This window comes from Streptomyces mutomycini, from assembly GCF_001700505.1.
In the GTDB taxonomy this organism is placed as follows: Bacteria; Actinomycetota; Actinomycetes; order Streptomycetales; family Streptomycetaceae; genus Streptomyces; species Streptomyces mutomycini.
Window position 1 is genome coordinate 32,263 of the sequence record NZ_MAPV01000082.1, and the last position, 18,300, is coordinate 50,562.

Below are 18,300 nucleotides of genomic sequence, written 5' to 3' on the forward strand. Positions count from 1 at the left end.
CGGGACACAAATGGTCAAGCCGGAACGGCTTGTTGGTCCCGCGTGATGGACACCGCGTGTGGTACTGCCTACGGAGAGCGAAATTTCGCACTGCGTGAAAGGTGCCATTTGTGTCACACGACGAGCAGGATTCGGGCGGGCGGGGGGACTATCTCCCGGTCACGGCCGATCTACCCGCCGATCCGCATCACGGCCGGCGGCCCACGACCGACCGGGTGGTCTTCGGTGTCACGGCGGTGCTGACCGTCGCCTTCGTTGTCTGGGGTTCCACGGCCACCGACTCGCTGGAGGACGTCTCCAGCAGGCTGCTCAACGGTCTCATCCACAACGGTGGCTGGGCCTTCATGCTGGCGGCCTCGGGTTTCGTGGTCTTCGCCCTCTGGCTCGCGATCAGCCGCTACGGGAAGATCGCGCTGGGGCAGGAGGGAGAGGAGCCCGAATTCCGTACGGTCTCCTGGGTCGCGATGATGTTCAGTGCGGGTATGGGCATCGGCCTGATGTTCTACGGAGTGAGCGAGCCGCTGGCCCACTTCATCGATCCGCCGCCGGGGACCCGCCCCGAGGACGCCGCCGAGGCGATGCAGACGGCGATGGCGACCACCCTCTTCCACTGGACACTGCACCCCTGGGCGATCTACGCGGTCGTCGGGCTCGCCATCGCCTACAGCGCCTACCGCCGGCACAGGAGGCAGACGATCAGCTCGGTCTTCGTGCCTCTCATCGGTGAGAAGCGCGCCCACGGGCCCATCGGCCGGGTCATCGACATCCTCGCCATCTTCGCGACCCTCTTCGGCTCCGCGGCCTCGCTCGGCCTCGGTGCGCTCCAGATCGGCAGCGGCTTCCAGGAACTCGACTGGATGGAGAAGACCGGAACGGGCCTGCTGGTCGGGATCATCGCCGTGCTCACGATCGCCTTCGTCGCCTCCGCCGTGTCCGGCGTGGAGAAGGGCATCCAGTGGCTGTCCAACATCAACATGGTGCTCGCCCTGATCCTGGTGGTCTTCGTCTTCATCGCCGGGCCCACGATCATCGTGCTCGACCTGCTGCCCACGTCCATCGGCGCCTACTTCGCCGACCTCGCCCAGCTCGCCGGGCGCACCGAGGCCACCGGAAAGGGAGAGGTCGCCGACTGGCTCGCCAGCTGGACGGTCTTCTACTGGGCGTGGTGGATCTCCTGGACGCCCTTCGTCGGCATGTTCATCGCCAGGATCAGCCGGGGCCGCACGATCCGTCAGTTCGTCGGCGGCGTGATCCTGGTGCCCAGCACGGTCAGTCTGGTCTGGTTCGCGGTCTTCGGCGGCTCGGCGATCCGGCTGCAGGACGCGGGACAGCTCAAGGGTGTCGGCGACACCCCGGAGGCACAGCTCTTCGGTGTCCTTCAGCAGTTCCCGGTCGCGACCCTCATGAGCATCCTGGTGATGGTCCTGGTCGGAATCTTCTTCGTCTCGGGTGCCGACGCCGCATCGATCGTGATGGGCACGCTCTCCCAGAAGGGCGTCCTCGAACCCGCCAAGTGGGTCGTGATCTTCTGGGGCGTCGTCACCGGCGCCGTGGCCGCGGTGATGCTGCTCATCGGTGACGGCCAGGGCGACGCGCTCGCCGGACTGCAGAACCTGACCATTCTCGTGGCCGCACCCTTCACCATCGTCATGATCGGCATGTGCGTCTCCCTGATGAGGGACCTGCGGCACGACCCGATGATCGTCCGCAGGGAGTTCGGCGTGGAGGCCGTGGAAACCGCGGTCATCCAGGGACACGCCAAGTACGACGGGGACTTCGAGATCCGGATCGGTCCCGGACCCGCGGAGGTCACGGCCGACGAACGTCACAAGGGCGAACCCCCGGCCTGACCCCGGTGCTGCGGCTCAGCCCACCAGCTGGGCCGCAGCACGCGCACAGCCCCGGGCCACCGTCACCCCGGCGCCTCCGTGCCCGTAGTTGTGCACCAGCAGACCGCCGCCCGGCAGCTCCTCCGCCTCGATGCGCACTCCTGCGTCCCTGGCCGGCCGGAGCCCCACGCGGTGGCCGATGACACGGGCCCCCGCGATCTCCGGCCGCACCCGTGCGCAACGCTCCACGATCTCCCGCGCCGTACGGGCATCGGGCTCCGTACGCGGATCATCCACCTCCGCCGTTCCGCCCAGTACCAGTCCGCCCGGCTGGGGGAAGAAATACGTCGTGGCGCTCGACGCCGGATCCGCCCGGGTGAACCACTCGTCGATGCCGGGGTTCTCCACCACCACCAACTGGCCCCGTACCGGCCGCACACCGGGATCCGGGACCAGCTCGCGGGCGCCGAGCCCGGTGCAGTTGACCACCACCCGTGCCTCGGCCGCCGCCTCCGCGAAGCCGCGCACCGTACGTAGTTCGACCACACCACCCGCAGCGGACAGCCGGCCCTCCAGCCAGCGCAGATGGGCCGGCATGTCGATCAGCGGAAGGGTCACCCGCATCCCCTCCGCCACCTCGGACACCTGACGCAGGCCGCGGGCCCACGGCCCCAGCGCGGCCGGCCGCCGGCCCCCGTGCACCCCGGCGACCATGCGCACACCTGTCTCCGAGGGGTCGGCGGCCAGCTCCTCGTACACCCGGAGGGTCTCGAGGGACCACGCGCCCACCAGCGCCTCGGGCTCGATCCGGTACGGCCACCACAGCGCGCCCGCCACGGCGGAGGTCGTCGCCGCAGCCGGGTCCCGGGACCAGACCCGCACCCGCAGGCCGCGCTCCGCCAGCACCAGCGCCGTGGTCAGCCCGCTGATCCCGCCACCCACCACGATCACGTCCGCCACCGTGCTCACCTCTGTGTCCACGCCGCCCCGCGCCTGCCGAGGGCCGGAGTGGCCATGGTCGCACCGGGGTCCGGCGGACAGCACGACCGCTCCGGTTCGTTAGGATCGGCACCCTGATGACTGCCACTCTCGTCGCCAAGGAACTCGCCGCCGGACACGGCGACCGCACACTCTTCGCAGGACTCGACCTCGTGGTCGCGCCCGGCGACGTGATCGGTCTCGTCGGAGCCAACGGCGCCGGCAAATCCTCGCTGCTCCGCCTGCTCGCCGGGCTGGACCGGCCGGAGGAGGGCGAGCTGAGGCTCTCCCCGCCTACCGCCACCGTCGGACACCTCCCGCAGGAGCCCGAGCGCCGCGCGGGTGAGTCCGTACGTGAATTCCTCGCCCGCCGCACCGGCGTGGCCGAGGCCCAGACCGCCATGGACACGGCGACCCAGGCCCTGGTCGACGGAGCGCCCGGCGCGGACGACGCGTACTCCGAGACACTGGAGCGCTGGCTGTCCCTCGGCGGCGCCGACCTGGACGAACGCGCCGAGGAGGTCGCCGCCGACCTCGGCCTGACCATCGGGCTCGATCTCCCCATGACGGCCCTCTCCGGCGGCCAGGCGGCGCGCGCCGGCCTGGCCTCACTGCTGCTGTCGCGCTACGACGTCTTCCTGCTCGACGAGCCCACCAACGACCTGGACCTCGACGGCCTGGAGCGCCTGGAGCGCTTCGTCTCCGGGCTGCGCGCCGGCACCGTCGTCGTCAGCCACGACCGCGAGTTCCTGATGCGCACCGTCACCAAGGTCCTCGAGCTCGATCTCGCCCAGCAGGAGATCAACCTCTACGGCGGCGGCTACGCCTCCTACCTCGAGGAGCGCGAACGTGCGCGTTCCCACGCCCGCGAGGAGTTCGAGGAGTACGCCGACAAGCGCTCCGCGCTCGAAGGCCGGGCCCAGATGCAGCGTGGCTGGATGGACAAGGGCGTCAAGAACGCCCGCCGCAAGGCCACCGACAACGACAAGATCGGCCGTAAGTTCCGAAGCGAGGCCAGCGAGAAGCAGGCCGCGAAGGCCAAGCAGACACAGCGCATGATCGAGCGCCTCGACGTCGTCGAGGAACCGCGCAAGGAGTGGGAGCTGCGGATGGAGATCGCCTCGGCGCCACGCTCCGGTTCCGTCGTCGCCACCCTCCGTGACGCCGCCGTGGTCCGCGGCGGCTTCTCCTTCGGTCCGGCCACCCTGCAGATCGACTGGGCGGACCGGGTCGCCATCACCGGCGCCAACGGGGCCGGCAAGTCCACACTGCTGGCCGCCCTGCTCGGGAGGCTTCCGCTCGACGCGGGCCACGCCACGCTCGGCTCGGGCGTCGTGGTGGGCGAGGTCGACCAGGCGCGCAAGCTGTTCCACGGCACGGAGAGCCTGCTGGACGCCTTCTGCGCCGCCGTCCCCGACACCGAGCCCGCCGAGGTGCGCACCCTGCTCGCCAAGTTCGGCCTGCGCGCCGCACATGTGCTGCGCCCCGCGACCACGCTCTCGCCGGGCGAACGCACCCGGGCCGGCCTCGCCCTCCTCCAGGGGAGGGGCGTCAACCTGCTGGTCCTGGACGAGCCGACGAACCACCTGGACCTTCCGGCGATCGAACAGCTGGAGTCGGCGCTGGAGGCGTACACCGGGACCCTCCTGCTGGTCACGCACGACCGGCGGATGCTGGAGGCGGTCCGCACCACCCGCCGAATCGAGGTGTCCGGCGGCAGGGTCACCGAGCCCGCCTGATCCGCGAGGAGCCCGTCCCCTCCCCACGGGGGAGGGGACGGGCTCCGAAGGACGGGCCGTGACTCAGTCGACGTAACTGATCTCGGACGAGGAGTAGATGCAGTTGGTGCCGTCCGCACCCGAGCCGATCTCGCTCGGCTCACCGCTCGTCGTGCCCTTGTACTTGGTGCAGATCTTCATGTCACGGTCGCCGTCGTCGTAGATCGTGACGTCCGAGATCCGGGCCGTGTCACCGTAGTTGGTGTTGATCCCGACCAGGCTCGTGCCGGGGGCCGTCGCCCAGATGTTCTGCAGCTGGATGTGCCGGGCGTTCTGCGTGGAGCAGTTGCCGCAGGAGCGGACCAGCTTGCCGAAGTCGTCGACCTGGAAGTTCTTCACGACCAGGGTGCCGACGCCGTTGTGCTGGAACACCTTGTCCTCGGCCAGCTTCGCGCCGCCGCCGTCGATCGTGCGGACCGTCGAGGAGGAACCGCCGCGGAAGGTCGCCGCGTCCTCGCCCACGTCCTCCCACCAGACGTTCTTGATGGTGCAGGTGCCCGCGCAGTGCACCCCGTCGGCGGCCGGGGCGCCCAGGATGACGTTCTGCAGGGTGGCGCCGTCCGCCAGCTTGATCATCGGGGGCTGGTCCTCGTCCTGACCGCCACTGCCCAGGTCACCGCTGCCGAACAGGCGCTTCATGCCACCGTCGTAGGTCCCCGAGACCTCGATGGTCGATGAGACGGCCTGACTGCCGTTGGCGGTCGGCCACGACGGCCGGTCCGTGGGCGGATCGGTCGGGTCGGTCGGCGGATCGGTCGGGTCGGTGGGCGGGTCCGTGGGTACGGTTCCCGAGGCGGTGAAGGTCCAGCTCTTGCTGCTCACCGAGTCGCAGGAGTTCTGCTGGACCAGGGCCCCCGCCGCGGTCGAACTGTCCTTCACGTTGAGGCACTTGCCGCCATTGCTGTTGACGACGCGATAGGTGTTGCCGCTGACGGCGGTCAGCGTCCACACCTGGGTGGCCGCACCGCTGCAGTTCTGCTGCTCCACGGCCTTGCCGGCGCTGGTGGAGGCATCTCGCACTCCGGCGCACTTCGCGCTGTTCGCGGCGGCCAGGGTGTAGCCGCCGCCCGACGCGGTGAGCTTCCAGGTCTGGTCGGCGGCGCCGGTGCAGGAGCTCTGGGCGAGCTGGGTCCCCGCCGAGGTGCTGGAGCCCGGTACACCCAGACACAGACCGCTGCCGGCGTTCGCCAGCTTGTACGAGCCCGCAGCCGGGGCTGCCGAGGCGGATCCGGCCGCGAAGAGTGCCGTGAGGCCCGCGGCGAGCAGCGAGACCACGGCGACGACGGTGGCGGCCGCGCGGCCACTCCGTCTCCTGACGTGCTGATTCTCAGTGCGCACTGGTCATTCCTTTCACCGCCTGCGGCGTCCTCCGCAGGCACCTGTCAGTGGTTGGTGCGGTGATGAAGGCTGTTCCCGGCTCCGGAAACAAGATTCCGTATGTTGAACCGAGTTCTGATATGCGAACAGCGGTGACGGTACGTCACCTGTTCGGAGCGGTCAAGAAGGAGATGCGGACGATCAGCGGGCCGACGGATCCGCCGTCGCGGTGGAGTCCCTGACGACCAGTGAGGTGGCCAGCGTGGTCTGCGCCGTGGAGGGACGGGTGTCCGCCGTCTCCACCGTCTGGATCAGCAGGTCGACGGCCGTCCGGCCGGCCGGCGCGGTGGGCATGGCGACCGTGGTGAGCCGCGGCCGGTTCAGCCGGCCGGCCACGGTGTCGTCGACACCGACCACGCTGAGGTCACGCGGCACCCGCACGTCCCGGTCGTGCAGCCCCTCGATGAGTCCGATGGCGACCAGGTCGTTGTAGGCGATCACCCCGGTTGCTCCCGTCCTCAGTACGGCTGCCGTCGCTGTGATCCCGCCGTGCTCCGTCGGTGCGTTGGGGCCGACCACGTCGAACCGGATCCCCCGGTCCGCGGCCGCACGCCCGGCGGCCCGGCGCATCTGGGCGCTGGTCCACGACCCGCGCGGGCCGGCGACGAGAGCCAGATGCCCGTGGCCCAGCTCCGCGAGGTGTTCCACCGCGAGGGCCGCGCCGTGCGCCACATCCATCAGTACGGCGGAGAGCCCCGGCACCTGACGGTTGACCAGTACGAAGGGCAGATCTCCGCCCAGCCGGGCGATGACGTCGTTGGCCAGCCTGGGGCTGACCAGGACCACACCGTCGACCTGGCGGGCCAGGGTCCGGATCAGTTCCTCCTCCGTCCGGACGTCCTCGTCGGTGTCCGCGACGAAGACCTGGTAGCCGCGGACGCGGGCGTACGACTGGGCGGCCTTGATGAGCGGCGGGTAGAAGGGGTTGGCGATGTCGGAGACGATCAGCCCGAGGTTCCGGGTGCGGCCCGTGGTGAGCGCCCGTGCCGTCTCGTTGGGCTGGTAGCCAAGCTCCGCCGCTACGGCGAGCACCCGGTCCAGGGTCTCCCGCTTCACGAGATGGGAGGCCGAGAAGGCCCGCGAGACGGTGGAGACGTGCACCCCCGCTGCCTGCGCGACATCACGGATGGTCATCGCCACGGTCGTATCCCCTTGCCCGCCCTGCGGCATCGGCCGCCTGTCCCCGAACGTACCCCTGCCGGACCCCGGTGCATACCGGAGAAGCGGGGCCACGACCGTCCGCCGGGCCTGGTCACCTGCAACCGGTTGCACGGACGGTCACGGGTCAGGAAGCCGAAGAGGGCCGGGCGGGTGCGGAGCGGGTGGCTCCGGGCGCCGCGGCGGGGGCGGCGCTGACGGGTCTTCGTGGGGTGAGCGGCATCGGCAGTCCTTTCCGCCGGGGAGTCGATGGGGGTGCGAGAGGTGGGGGGACCTCACTCCTCCGGCATGCGGCCCGTGCTGCCGGGACGCAACCAGTGCGATGCAACCGGTTGCATCCCGGGCTGGCACTCAGAGTGATGGCGAGTCCTGAGCATGTCAATGGTTCCGACGACACCTGTCCGGTGCGAGGGTGTCGTGCCCGGTCAGCGGTGCGGGTTCGGTGAAACGGCGACGGGCGCACAGGGCGCTGCCCCGTCCGCCCGTCGCCGTTCGCCTCAGTGCTTGCGTCCGCCCTTGTCGGAGCCGCCCGTCAGGCCCGCCCGCCGAAGCGCGTCAGCCATCGCGCTGTTGGCGGGTGCCGCGGCGGGACGCGCCGCGCCACCGCCACCGCGCCTGTCATGGCGCTGACCGCCGCCTCCCTGGCGGCCGTCCTGCCCCTGCGCCTGCCGCTGCCGGGGCGGCCGTTCGCCACCCTGCGGTGCGTTCCGCTCGCGCTTCGGGCCCTGTCCGCCTCCCTGACCCGCCGCGGCCTCGTCGTCGAGCCGCAGGGTCAGCGAGACGCGCTTGCGCGGGAGGTCGACGTCCATGACCTTCACCTTCACGATGTCACCCGGCTTCACGACGTCCCGCGGGTCCTTGACGAAGGTCCGGGACATCGCCGACACATGGACGAGACCGTCCTGGTGGACGCCGATGTCCACGAACGCGCCGAACGCCGCCACGTTCGTGACGACACCCTCCAGCACCATCCCCGGGGCCAGGTCGCCGAGCTTCTCGACACCCTCCTTGAACGTGGCCGTCCGGAATGCGGGTCGCGGGTCGCGGCCCGGCTTCTCCAGTTCCCTGAGGATGTCGGTGACCGTCGGCAGACCGAACTTCTGGTCCACGAAGTCGTCCGGCCTGAGCGAGCGCAGAGTCTCCGAGTTCCCGATCAGCGAGGCGACGTCACCGCCCGTCCGCTTCACCATGGTCCGCACCACGGGGTACGCCTCCGGGTGCACGCTCGACGCGTCCAGGGGGTCGTCGCCGCCGCGGATCCGGAGGAAGCCCGCGCACTGCTCGTACGCCTTGGGGCCCAGCCTCGCCACGTCCTTCAGCGCCCGGCGGGAGCGGAACGGCCCGTTCGTGTCCCGGTGGGCCACGATGTTCTCGGCCAGCCCGGACCCGATGCCCGACACCCGTGAGAGCAGTGGTGCCGAAGCGGTGTTGACGTCGACGCCGACCCCGTTCACACAGTCCTCGACCACCGCGTCCAGGGAGCGCGACAGCTTCACCTCGGACAGGTCGTGCTGGTACTGCCCCACCCCGATCGACTTCGGGTCGATCTTCACCAGCTCGGCCAGCGGGTCCTGCAGCCGGCGCGCGATCGAGACGGCGCCGCGCAACGACACGTCCATGTCCGGGAGTTCCTGCGAGGCGAAGGCCGACGCCGAGTACACGGAGGCGCCCGCCTCCGAGACCATCACCTTGGTGAGCTTCAACTCCGGGTGCTTGTCACACAGTTCACCGGCGAGCTTGTCGGTCTCACGGGAAGCCGTGCCGTTGCCGATCGCGATCAGGTCGACGTGGTGCTCCTTGGCGAGACGCTCCAGGGTGGCCAGCGACTGGTCCCACTTGTTCGCCGGCACATGCGGGTGGATGACGTCCGTCGCGACGACCTTCCCGGTCGCGTCCACGACGGCGACCTTCACACCCGTACGGAAACCCGGGTCGAGCCCCAGCGTCGCCCGGGTCCCGGCCGGGGCGGCGAGCAGCAGGTCCCGCAGGTTCGACGCGAAGACGCGTACGGCCTCGTCCTCCGCCGCGGTGCGCAGCCGGAGCCGCAGGTCGATACCGAGGTGCACGAGGATGCGGGTACGCCAGGCCCAGCGGACCGTGTCACCCAGCCACTTGTCCCCGGGCCGGCCGCGGTCGGCGACGCCGAACCGCCGGGCGACCATGCTCTCGTACGACGAGGGGCCCGGCTGCTCCGACGGTTCCTCCGGCTCCAGGACCAGGTCGAGCACGTCCTCCTTCTCGCCCCGGAGCATCGCCAGGACCCGGTGCGAGGGCAGTGCGGTGAAGGGCTCGGCGAAGTCGAAGTAGTCGGCGAACTTCGCACCCGCCTCCTCCTTGCCGTCCCGCACCTTCGCGACGACCCGGCCGTGCGACCACATGCGCTCGCGCAGTTCGCCGGTCAGGTCGGCGTCCTCGGAGAAGCGCTCGGTCAGGACCGCCCGGGCGCCTTCCAGCGCCGCCGCCGGGTCCGCCACACCCTTCTCGGCGTCGACGAACGCCTCAGCGGCGACGAGAGGGTCCGTGGAGGGGTCGCCGAGCAGCGCGTCGGCGAGGGGTCCCAGGCCCGCCTCGCGCGCGATCTGCGCCTTCGTCCGGCGCTTCGGCTTGAACGGCAGGTAGATGTCCTCCAGCCGCGCCTTGGTGTCGGCCGCCCGGATCCGCGCTTCCAGGGCCGCGTCGAGCTTGCCCTGTTCACGCACGGAATCGAGGACCGCCGTGCGGCGGTCCTCGAGTTCCCGCAGGTAGCGAAGCCTCTCCTCGAGCGTGCGCAGCTGCGCGTCGTCGAGCATCTCGGTCGCTTCCTTGCGGTAGCGCGCGATGAACGGCACGGTCGACCCGCCGTCGAGCAAGTCGACGGCCGCCTTCACCTGACGCTCACGTACGCCGAGCTCCTCGGCGATCCTGCCTTCGATGGACGTCGTCACGGTTTTCCCGACTCGCCTTCTCGTACTGGCTGTGCTGGCTGTACCACCGGGGTGATCCACACCCGGTGGTCCCCTTCGCCTGCATTGTGCCGGGTGGCCGGGGGCCGTGTCGCGTGACCTGGTCGGTCACATGGCGATCACGGCCCCCGGCGTCGTGCCGGACGGTCCGGTCACGCGCGCCTTCCGCTGCGCGACGCGCCGCCGAAAAGGCCTGCCAGGAGCCGGAAGGGCAGAGTCACCACGGTGGCAATGGCCGAGCCGACGGTACTCAGGGCGTTGGCGATCGCACGGAACACGGTGTGCCTCCTTCGTAGGGTGTGTCTACCGCCTGGCCCGTTGCGCCCGCCGTAAACGTGCGGTGGCTCAGCCCTTGCCGACCAGGTCGTCGGGGAACGCGCCGGCGGAGGCCGCCCTGAAGAGGAACCCGCGGCCCAGTTCCGTGAGCCGCTCCACGCCCCCGGCGCCGAGGTGCTCGTACGGTGCCGAGTCCATCCGGTCCGTCGCCTCCTCCAGTTCCGCCCTGAGCGCGGTGCCCGCGTCGGTCAGCTCGCCCTCCGCGTCCAGCACGCCCCGGCCACGCAGCCGCTCCACCGCCGCGTCCCAGTCCGCGCGCCGCCAGCCGCGGGTGGCGACGATCCAGCGCGGCGCCATGCCCTTGCCTGTGGCGGTGTGGCTGACCAGGGCCTCGAGCGGGTCGAGGCCGGCCGCGAGCAGAGCGGCCAGGTGTCCGTCGCCGCGGTGCTCGCGCAGCAGCGTCGCCGCGTGCCAGAACGCCATGTGCGGCTGGTCCGGCACGTCCAGGTCCGCGTGCGCGGAGTACAGCGGACGGGCGTGACGCGTGCAGGCCTCGGAGGCCCGCAGGGCCAGCCCGGCAGCCTCCGCCATCTCAGGGGAGGCGAGGGCCTCCTCGCCGAGCACCCGGCGCAGCGTCGAGTCGGCGGCCCGCAGACGGGCGTCGAGCGCCGCCCGGGGGGTGATGTCGGACCAGACGGCGGGCAGATGGCGGGCCACCAGCTCGTGCTTGAAGTTGTAGAAGGCCGCGGTGACCGTGCCCGCGCCGACCGCGCCCAGAGCCGCGCCCCGCGCGGCGAAGTAGACCCGGCTCTCGTTGTCGATGCCCAGCTCCCCGAACTCCTTGCCGAGGTCGGGGGAGAAGTAGACGCAGGAGTGCAGCGGGTTGAGCGCGTTGTGGCAGCGGCGTCCGGCACGCGGGGGAAGAGTACTCATGCCCGCACGTTACCGACTGGTTGGTACGTGAGGTAGTCCAGGGGCGGCACCGCCGGCCCGCGGGGCTCGGGGCCGCAGGGCTGCTCACCGGGCGTCGAGCCACCTCGCACCGGCTCGCACTCGACCTCCTGAGCACCTTCGGGGCCGAGCCGACGGGGGAGCGAGCGGTCATCGACGGCAAGTACGTCACCGCCGCCGGTGTCTCCTCCGGCATCGACATGGGCCTCACTCCGCTGGGCAGGATCGCGGGCGACGAGCACGCCCGCACCGTACGGCTGGTGACCGAGTACGATCCCCAGCCGCCCTACGGCAACGGATCACCGGAGAAGGCCCCGGCAGCCATGGTCGAGCAATGGCGGGCGAAGAGCCGGTTCATCCTGACGTAGTCGTGGCCCCCGCGCTCCCCGTCGTCCAGGTGAAGCGAGGAGTGCGGCGCTCCAGGAAAGCGGCGACCCCCTCCGCGGTGTCGCCGCTGCCGCGCGCCTGCCGCGACCAGTGCGCGTCCCGGTCCAGGCGTCCGTCGGCGAACTCCTTCGCCGCGGCCTGCGTCAGCTGCGAACGTGACGCCAGGACCCGCGCGAACGAGAGCACACGGTCCTCCAGCCCGCCCGCCGGCAGCACCTCGTCGACGAGCCCCGTGCGCAGAGCCCGCTCCGTGCCGATCAGCTCACCGGAGAACAGCAGGTACTTCGCGGCGGAAGGTCCCACCAGCGCGACCAGGCGCCGTGTGGACGAGGACGGGTAGACGATCCCGAGCTTGGCCGGGGTGACACCGAAGGACGCGCCCTCCTCGGCGAACCGCAGGTCGCAGGCGGCCGCGAGCTGGCTGCCCCCGCCCACGCAGTAGCCGCGTACGGCGGCCAGCGTCGGCCGGGGGAACGCGGCCAGCGCCTCCTCCGCCTGGACGGCGAGCGTCTGCGGCCGCACGGCCGGGTCCCGGAGGGAGGCGATGTCCGCACCGGCGCAGAAGGTGTCACCGGCGCCGGTGAGCACGAGGACGCGTACGCCGGGGTCCGCGGCCAGTCCCTCCAGCAGCACCGGAAGCGCCTGCCACATGTCCGAGGACATGGCGTTGCGCTTGGCGGGGTTGCTGATGACGACCGTGGCGACGCCGTCCACGACCGTGTGCTCCAGCCCCGGCTCCGTCCGTGCCGGCTGCTCCGTGGGGTCCATGCGCCGGATGCTATCCGTACGGCCCGAACCTATGATCAAGAAGGGGTCCCGAAGCGAGCACGCACCGCGAGGAGTCGTCGATGGCCGGACCCACGACCGAGGGCAGGAAGCTCGACCGGAGCTTCAAAGGGCTCACCCTGCTAGGCGTCCTGCTGGTCGTCGCCGGGCTCGTCGGCCTCGTCTACACCGGCGTCGCCACACTCACCTCGATGATCCTCTTCGGCTGGCTGCTGCTCATCGGCGGTCTCGTCGGCCTCCTGCACGCCGTCCAGGCGCGCGGCACCGCGTTCTTCTGGCTCGGAGTGGTGGTCGCCGCGCTGAACATCGCCGCCGGTGTCGTCGTCATCAGGAATCCGGTGGAGACGGCCGAGGCACTGACGATGTTCGCCGCGCTGCTCTTCCTCACCGGGGGAGTGTTCCGGCTGGTCGGCAGCGTGGTCGTGCGGGGCCCGCAGTTCGGCTGGACCCTGCTGCAGGGGGCCTTCGGGCTCGTGCTGGGCGTGCTGGTGCTCGTCGACTGGCCGCACAGCAGCCTCTACGTACTCGGCTGCTTCTTCTCACTCGCCCTGTTGTTCGACGGACTCGGACTGATCGCATTCGGTGTGGGCGGACGACAGGTCGTCAGTCTGGTGACGGACCAGATGACGCCCGAAAAAGGCGAGAAGTAGTCCAATCACCTGACGCCGCCACACTCTCCCGGTCAAATCGGTTCAAGAAGAGACCACTTCCGGTCAGAGCTGCGGTCCGGACCACACTCTTCCCGACACTCATTACTCGATGGTCAGTGACATGCGAGTCGAGAGCGGGTGGCGGTCCATGGAGAGCCGTGGGAGTGTTCCGGCCCATCCCGTTGCGTACGAGGGCGTGTGGCGCTTCACCGCCCCCGCCGTCGACGTCTCGGTCCCGCAGTCACGGCGCGCGGTCCGGGACCTGCTCGAGCGTCAGGGCGTACCCGTCGAGGACGACATCCTCCAGGGGCTGCTGCTGATCGTCTCGGAACTGGTCACCAACGCGGTCCGGCACGCGGCGCTGCTCTCGCCGGAGCTGGCCGTCGAGGTGGCCATCGGGGCGGAGTGGATCAGGGTCTCGGTCGAGGACAACCACCCCTACCGCCCGACGGCACTCGTCACCGACTACGCGCAGACCGGCGGGCGAGGGCTGCTCCTGGTGCGCGAGATCACCGCCGAGGCCGGCGGTACCTGCGACGTGGAGCACACCGCGGGAGGCGGGAAGATCATCTGGGCGGCGCTGCCCCTGAAGACGCAGCTCTGACCGCCCCCTGCGCGGTGTGCGGCTTCACCAGCCCGCGGACGGCCCCGTCAGCTCCCTGACCGCGGGCCGCGCGGCATCCAGCACGGTCATGAACCACGCCGAGAACGGCGCGGCGGCATGCCGCTCCGCGAGTTCACCAGCGGTGACGAAGGCCGTCTCGCCGACCTCCTCCTCGTCCGGCCGCAGGCGCTCCTGCACCATTCCGACGAACAGGTGGTTGAATTCCTGCTCCACCAGGCCCGACATCGGATCGGGGTGGTTGTAGCGGACCGTGCCCGCCGCGGCGAGGAGCGAGGGCGAAACGCCCAGCTCCTCGTACGTGCGCCGGGCGGCAGCCGCGAACGGCGCCTCACCCGGGTACGGGTGGCCGCAGCAGGTGTTCGACCACACGCCGGGGGAGTGGTACTTGCCGAGCGCACGGCGCTGCAGCAGCAGCCGCCCCTGCTCGTCGAAGAGGAAGACGGAGAAGGCCCGGTGCAACTGACCGGGGGCCTGATGAGCGGCGAGCTTCTCCGCGGTGCCGATGGTGGTGCCGCTCTCATCGACCAGTTCGAGCATGATCGCGTCTGCTGTGCCGTTCGACGAGCTGTTCGCCGCGGTGGCTGGTGTGGTCGGCATACCCATCCTTCGCTTTGGTTCCCGGCCTCGTGCGCCGGACCCCTCGAGTGCGGTCAAGTCTGCCGTACAAAAGCCGCTTGTCCGCACTTCGGCCGCTGGCATGTCCGTCCCGCCGCACCCCGGAGGGCGCGGCGGGACGGACACGGCGTCAGATTCCGAAGGCCTCCGGGTAGTGGATCCTGCCCCTCGGCACCGGCACGGAATCGTCGAGGACCAGGGCCATCATCGCCTCGTCCGGAACCTCGGAGCCCGGCCTGATCCCGAACCTCGACGCCGGCACGAAACCGAAGGCCGGGTAGTACTCCGGGTGCCCGAGTACCAGGACGAGTGACTCCCCCCGCAGCCGCGCCGCGTCCAGCACCGCCCGGACCACCGCACGCCCGGCGCCCCGGCGCTGGTGGGCGGGCGCGGTGGACACCGGGGCCAGTGCGAGAGCCGGGCTCTCCCCGACCAGGCACCGCGTGAGCAGCGCGTGGGCCGCGACGGAACCGTCCGGGGCCTCGGCCACGTACGAGAGACCGGGCAGCCACGCCCCCGGGTCGGTGCGCAGGGCGTCGACCAGATCGGCCTCGGCCCTGGTGGGGAAGGCGGCCCCGACGACCTCGTGCACCGCGTCGCGGTCGGCGGCCGTCTCGGGGCGGGTCCGCCAGCGGGAATCGAACGGGCGCAGCACATAGCCGGCGTAGCCGTACTCCGCGCCGTGGCGACGGCGCACCTGCAGCTCCTCATGGGTGGCCGCGAGCGCCTCCGGCATGCCGGGAGCCGACGGGTCCGCCGAGGCGACCCGGCCGGCCAGCGGGACGTAGTACTCGTCCCAGTCGCTGTCCGGCTGCACCAGCCCGCCGATCACATGGCAACCCGCCTCCACGGCTGCCGCGGCGTTCCCGGCGACGGGGCGCAGCGAGGCCTGCGGGTCCCAGAAGGCGCGCGCCCCGGCCGACGGGGAGCCGGTGGTCCAGACGCACTCGGTGATCACCATCGATCCGCCGGGGGCGAGCAGCCGCTGCCAGTCCCGCACCGCGGTGTCGAAACCGACGATGCAGGCGGAACCCTCGGCCCAGACCAGGTCGTAGGACCCGTCCGCGAAGTCCGGTCCGGTGAGGTCGGCCATGTCGGCCCTGACCGTGCGGATCCGGTCACCGAGCCCGCGGGCCTCCGCGGCCTCGGTGAGCTCGTCGAGGAACTGCTGGTGCAGATCGACCGCGGTCACCTCGGCGCCGGCCTCTGCGGCGAGCAGCAGAGAGGCCTTGCCCGGGCCGCAGCCCAGGTCCAGCACGCGCGGGCGGTCCGGTCGCGGGCCCGCCATGGCGAGCAGCCGCCTGGTGGTGGCGTCGGAACCGGGGCTCTGCCGGGGCAGCCCGTGGTGCAGTGCGAAGAATGCGTTGTACGTGTTGTCGGTCAAGACGGGAACCCTTGAGTGAGAGGGCCCCGGCCGACGCGGCTCAGGAAGGGCGAGCGGTCAGCCGGTGACCCGGAAGAAGATGAAGGACTGATTGCCGCGCGGGGCAGCCGTCGTCATGACCGTCATCAACCTCAGCTCCTTCTGGCTTCACCGGGCTCCGGACTCGGAGACACGGCCCAGACACTAGCACTGGGCGCGGGCGGCTCAGTGACAGAGCCGTGCCTCGTGCTCCGCGTGCCCGCTGGGCTCCAGCTGGAAGGTGCAGTGCTCGACGTCGAAGTGGTGGCCGAGGCAGCCCTGGAGTTCGTGCAGGAGCTTCTCGTGCCCGATCGAGTCCAGCATCTCCTGGTGCACGACCACATGGGCGGAGAGGACGGGCATGCCCGAGGTGATCGTCCAGGCGTGCAGGTCGTGGACGTCCAGCACGCCGGGCAGAGCCGTGATGTGGGCGCGGACCTCCTCCATGTCGACCCCCTTGGGGGCCGACTCCAGGAGTACGTCGAGCGTCTCCCGCAGGAGTTTCACCGTGCGCGGGACGATCATGAGGCCGATCAGCAGCGAGGCGACGGGGTCGGCGGCCTGCCAGCCCGTGGCCATGATGATGCCCGCCGACACGAGCACCGTCACCGAGCCGAGCGTATCCGCGACGACCTCGAGATAGGCACCCCGCACGTTCAGGCTGTCCTGCCGGCCTCGCGTCAGCAGCGACAGGGAGACCACGTTGGCCACCAGGCCGACGGCGGCGAACGCGATGGCCAGGCCGCCCTTGGTCTCCGCCGGGCTGATGAAGCGGTCGACGGCCTCGAAGACCAGATAACCGCCGACACCGAGGAGCAGCAGGCAGTTGGCCAGTGCGGCGAGGATCTCGGCACGGGCGAAGCCGAAGGTGCGATTGGGGCCCGCGGGCCTGTTCGCGAAGTGGATGGCCAGCAGGGCCATGCCGAGCCCCAGCGCGTCGGTCGCCATATGGGCCGCGTCCGCGATCAGGGCGAGCGAGTCGGCGAGCAGTCCGCCGACGAGCTCCATGACCATGACGCCGAGGGTGATGCCCAGGGCGACCCGGAGCCGGCCCCGGTAAGCGGCGGCTGCCGTTCCCGTAGGGGGCGTCCCTCCGTGCGTATGCCCGTGATCATGGCCAGCCCCCATGTGAACGCCTCCGCAATCCCGCCGAGCCCTGAGACAGCTCGGACTCACCTCGCCCGATGCGGCCAGTGAACTACGGGGGCGGGGCAGGGGGCAACACGGCACTGAACACCGTTGTCATATGCTCTGACCTGCGGAAACGATCGCAGGTCAGAGCGTCGCGCAGCTGCTGTCCCCTAGCGCGCGCTGCGGGCCTCCGGGTGGTGCAGGCACCAGCCCTCCCAGGCCGACTCGACCATCTCGCGCATGCTGCGGCGCGCCGTCCAGCCCAGTTCCCCGGTCATCAGGGCGGCCGACCCGACCGCCCGGGCCGCGTCCCCCGGCCTCCGCGCCTCGACGGCCGGCTCCGTGCGCACACCCGTGACCTCGGCGACCAGCTCGGCGAGACGGCGCACCGACACGCCCTCGCCCCGGCCGACGTTCACGGTGAGGTCGCCGCCGCCCGGGTTCTTGTCCAGGTGTCCGGCTACGGCGAGGTGCGCCTCCGCCAGGTCTGCCACATGGATGTAGTCGCGCACACAGGTGCCGTCCGGCGTCGGGTAGTCGTCACCGAAGATCCGCGGGGCCTCGCCCCGCGTCAGCCGGTCGAAGAACATCGGCACGACGTTGAAGACACCCGTGTCGGCCAGCTCGGGCTCGGCGGCCCCGGCCACGTTGAAGTAGCGCAGACAGGCCGTCGAGATGCCGTGGGCCCGCCCCGTCGCGCGCACCAGCCACTCCCCGGCGAGCTTGGTCTCGCCGTACGGGTTGATCGGCGCGCACGGCGTCTCCTCCGTGATCAGGTCCACGTCGGGAACGCCGTAGACCGCCGCGGACGAGGAGAACAGGAAGCGCCTCACACCGGCCGCCACGACGGCCTCCAGCAGGACGGTCAGGCCCCCCACGTTCTCCCGGTAGTAGAGCAGCGGCTTCTCGACGGACTCACCGACCTGCTTCTTCGCCGCGAGATGCACCACGCCCGTGACAGCGTGCTCCGCCAGGACCCGGTCGAGGACCTCGCGGTCCGAGGCGGACCCCCTTACCAGCGTGACGTTCGAGGGCAGCCGCGCCTCGATGCCCGTCGAGATGTCGTCGAGGACGACCACCCGCTCCCCGGCCCCCGCCATGGCCTTCGCCACATGTGCCCCGATGTAACCGGCTCCGCCTGTGATCAACCACGTCATGCCCGTCAGCTTAGACCGGCCGGTGAGGAGGGCCGCCCACCGATCGCCGGCCGCCCCATGCGCTGCCCGGACGCGGTTTGTGAGTCGAGGCGGTGATCAACGATGATGATCGCGAACGGCGCCGCATGATGGCCGATTCGCCCGAACGGAGCGCAAACGGGTGGTGAACTCGGTCTTCCGTTCATCCGATAGCCTCAGCCGACGTGCCGCCGGCCCGCCCCCGGGCCGCATGCCGCGCGCCGTTCCCGTCACAGCACC

Annotated in this window: 15 protein-coding genes and 2 pseudogenes; 5 read left to right on the top strand and 12 right to left on the bottom strand. The window is 70.9% G+C overall.

Going from position 1 to position 18,300, the window contains the following annotated elements; all coding sequences use genetic code 11:
* The first annotated feature begins 110 nt into the window (after positions 1-110).
* On the top strand, positions 111-1,850 hold the full coding sequence (locus BFF76_RS13175) for a BCCT family transporter (protein WP_031094842.1): 1,740 nt from the start codon (positions 111-113) through the stop codon (positions 1,848-1,850).
* A gap of 15 nt (positions 1,851-1,865) precedes the next feature.
* Here the strand turns inward: BFF76_RS13175 and BFF76_RS13180 are convergent, their stop codons facing one another.
* Entirely contained in the window at positions 1,866-2,798 is a 933-nt protein-coding gene (locus tag BFF76_RS13180; RefSeq protein ID WP_031094844.1) for an FAD-dependent oxidoreductase, read from the bottom strand.
* Between the two features lie 107 nt (positions 2,799-2,905).
* Here BFF76_RS13180 and BFF76_RS13185 point away from each other — a divergent pair, with 107 nt between their 5' ends.
* The gene (locus BFF76_RS13185; RefSeq protein ID WP_031094847.1) at positions 2,906-4,546 is read left to right on the top strand and encodes an ABC-F family ATP-binding cassette domain-containing protein; all 1,641 of its coding nucleotides are present in this window, start codon (positions 2,906-2,908) and stop codon (positions 4,544-4,546) included.
* A 63-nt stretch (positions 4,547-4,609) separates the two neighbouring features.
* Here BFF76_RS13185 and BFF76_RS34665 read toward each other — a convergent pair whose 3' ends face one another.
* From BFF76_RS34665 to BFF76_RS13205, 6 genes and pseudogenes are all read right to left on the bottom strand, one after another.
* Positions 4,610-5,407 (bottom strand): pectate lyase, encoded by a 798-nt coding sequence (locus BFF76_RS34665; protein ID WP_381824692.1) that lies wholly within the window; start codon positions 5,405-5,407, stop codon positions 4,610-4,612.
* A pseudogene (locus BFF76_RS34670) lies at positions 5,381-5,923 on the bottom strand (RICIN domain-containing protein); the annotation flags it as partial. The pseudogene BFF76_RS34670 and the gene BFF76_RS34665, both read right to left, overlap by 27 nt.
* Before the next feature lie 180 nt (positions 5,924-6,103).
* Positions 6,104-7,096 carry a LacI family DNA-binding transcriptional regulator gene (locus BFF76_RS13195; protein WP_053929238.1) on the bottom strand — a complete coding sequence of 331 codons (993 nt, stop codon included), beginning with the start codon at positions 7,094-7,096 and terminating at the stop codon, positions 6,104-6,106.
* 521 nt (positions 7,097-7,617) lie between these two features.
* Complete coding sequence (locus BFF76_RS13200; protein WP_065848268.1) at positions 7,618-10,044, bottom strand: Tex family protein; 2,427 nt, start codon at positions 10,042-10,044, stop codon at positions 7,618-7,620.
* 170 nt (positions 10,045-10,214) lie between these two features.
* Entirely contained in the window at positions 10,215-10,340 is a 126-nt protein-coding gene (locus tag BFF76_RS34440; RefSeq protein ID WP_267882489.1) for an LPFR motif small protein, read from the bottom strand.
* Between the two features lie 67 nt (positions 10,341-10,407).
* On the bottom strand, positions 10,408-11,271 hold the full coding sequence (locus tag BFF76_RS13205; protein WP_053929196.1) for an SCO6745 family protein: 864 nt from the start codon (positions 11,269-11,271) through the stop codon (positions 10,408-10,410).
* Between the two features lie 65 nt (positions 11,272-11,336).
* Here BFF76_RS13205 and BFF76_RS13210 point away from each other — a divergent pair.
* Positions 11,337-11,657: pseudogene (locus tag BFF76_RS13210) on the top strand (DJ-1/PfpI family protein); the annotation flags it as partial.
* Here BFF76_RS13210 and BFF76_RS13215 read toward each other — a convergent pair.
* On the bottom strand, positions 11,644-12,444 hold the full coding sequence (locus tag BFF76_RS13215; protein ID WP_031094861.1) for an enoyl-CoA hydratase/isomerase family protein: 801 nt from the start codon (positions 12,442-12,444) through the stop codon (positions 11,644-11,646). The pseudogene BFF76_RS13210 and the gene BFF76_RS13215 sit on opposite strands and share 14 nt — an antisense overlap.
* Before the next feature lie 80 nt (positions 12,445-12,524).
* Here BFF76_RS13215 and BFF76_RS13220 point away from each other — a divergent pair, with 80 nt between their 5' ends.
* Complete coding sequence (locus BFF76_RS13220; protein WP_031094862.1) at positions 12,525-13,112, top strand: HdeD family acid-resistance protein; 588 nt, start codon at positions 12,525-12,527, stop codon at positions 13,110-13,112.
* 148 nt (positions 13,113-13,260) lie between these two features.
* Positions 13,261-13,716, top strand: coding sequence for an ATP-binding protein (locus tag BFF76_RS13225; RefSeq protein ID WP_065848269.1), 456 nt, complete (start codon positions 13,261-13,263; stop codon positions 13,714-13,716).
* A 24-nt stretch (positions 13,717-13,740) separates the two neighbouring features.
* Here the strand turns inward: BFF76_RS13225 and idi are convergent, their stop codons facing one another.
* The 4 genes from idi to galE form a co-directional block, all read right to left on the bottom strand.
* Positions 13,741-14,334 carry an isopentenyl-diphosphate Delta-isomerase gene (gene idi, locus BFF76_RS13230; protein WP_031094865.1) on the bottom strand — a complete coding sequence of 198 codons (594 nt, stop codon included), beginning with the start codon at positions 14,332-14,334 and terminating at the stop codon, positions 13,741-13,743.
* Between the two features lie 148 nt (positions 14,335-14,482).
* Entirely contained in the window at positions 14,483-15,736 is a 1,254-nt protein-coding gene (locus BFF76_RS13235; RefSeq protein WP_065848270.1) for a bifunctional class I SAM-dependent methyltransferase/N-acetyltransferase, read from the bottom strand.
* A 204-nt stretch (positions 15,737-15,940) separates the two neighbouring features.
* A complete protein-coding gene (locus BFF76_RS13240; protein WP_053929198.1) occupies positions 15,941-16,882 on the bottom strand; it encodes a cation diffusion facilitator family transporter in 942 nt (313 codons plus the stop codon).
* Between the two features lie 173 nt (positions 16,883-17,055).
* Positions 17,056-18,042 (bottom strand): UDP-glucose 4-epimerase GalE, encoded by a 987-nt coding sequence (galE, locus tag BFF76_RS13245; protein ID WP_053929199.1) that lies wholly within the window; start codon positions 18,040-18,042, stop codon positions 17,056-17,058.
* Between the last annotated feature and the right edge of the window lie 258 nt (positions 18,043-18,300).

Coding starts and splice junctions, on each gene's coding strand:
- galE (WP_053929199.1), bottom strand. CDS start 18,042: ATGACGTGGTTGATCACAGGCGGAGCCGGTTACATCGGGGCACATGTG.
- BFF76_RS13240 (WP_053929198.1), bottom strand. CDS start 16,882: ATGGGGGCTGGCCATGATCACGGGCATACGCACGGAGGGACGCCCCCT.
- BFF76_RS13185 (WP_031094847.1), top strand. CDS start 2,906: ATGACTGCCACTCTCGTCGCCAAGGAACTCGCCGCCGGACACGGCGAC.
- BFF76_RS13205 (WP_053929196.1), bottom strand. CDS start 11,271: ATGAGTACTCTTCCCCCGCGTGCCGGACGCCGCTGCCACAACGCGCTC.
- BFF76_RS13225 (WP_065848269.1), top strand. CDS start 13,261: ATGGAGAGCCGTGGGAGTGTTCCGGCCCATCCCGTTGCGTACGAGGGC.
- BFF76_RS13215 (WP_031094861.1), bottom strand. CDS start 12,444: ATGGACCCCACGGAGCAGCCGGCACGGACGGAGCCGGGGCTGGAGCAC.
- BFF76_RS13220 (WP_031094862.1), top strand. CDS start 12,525: ATGGCCGGACCCACGACCGAGGGCAGGAAGCTCGACCGGAGCTTCAAA.
- BFF76_RS13195 (WP_053929238.1), bottom strand. CDS start 7,096: ATGACCATCCGTGATGTCGCGCAGGCAGCGGGGGTGCACGTCTCCACC.
- idi (WP_031094865.1), bottom strand. CDS start 14,334: ATGCCGACCACACCAGCCACCGCGGCGAACAGCTCGTCGAACGGCACA.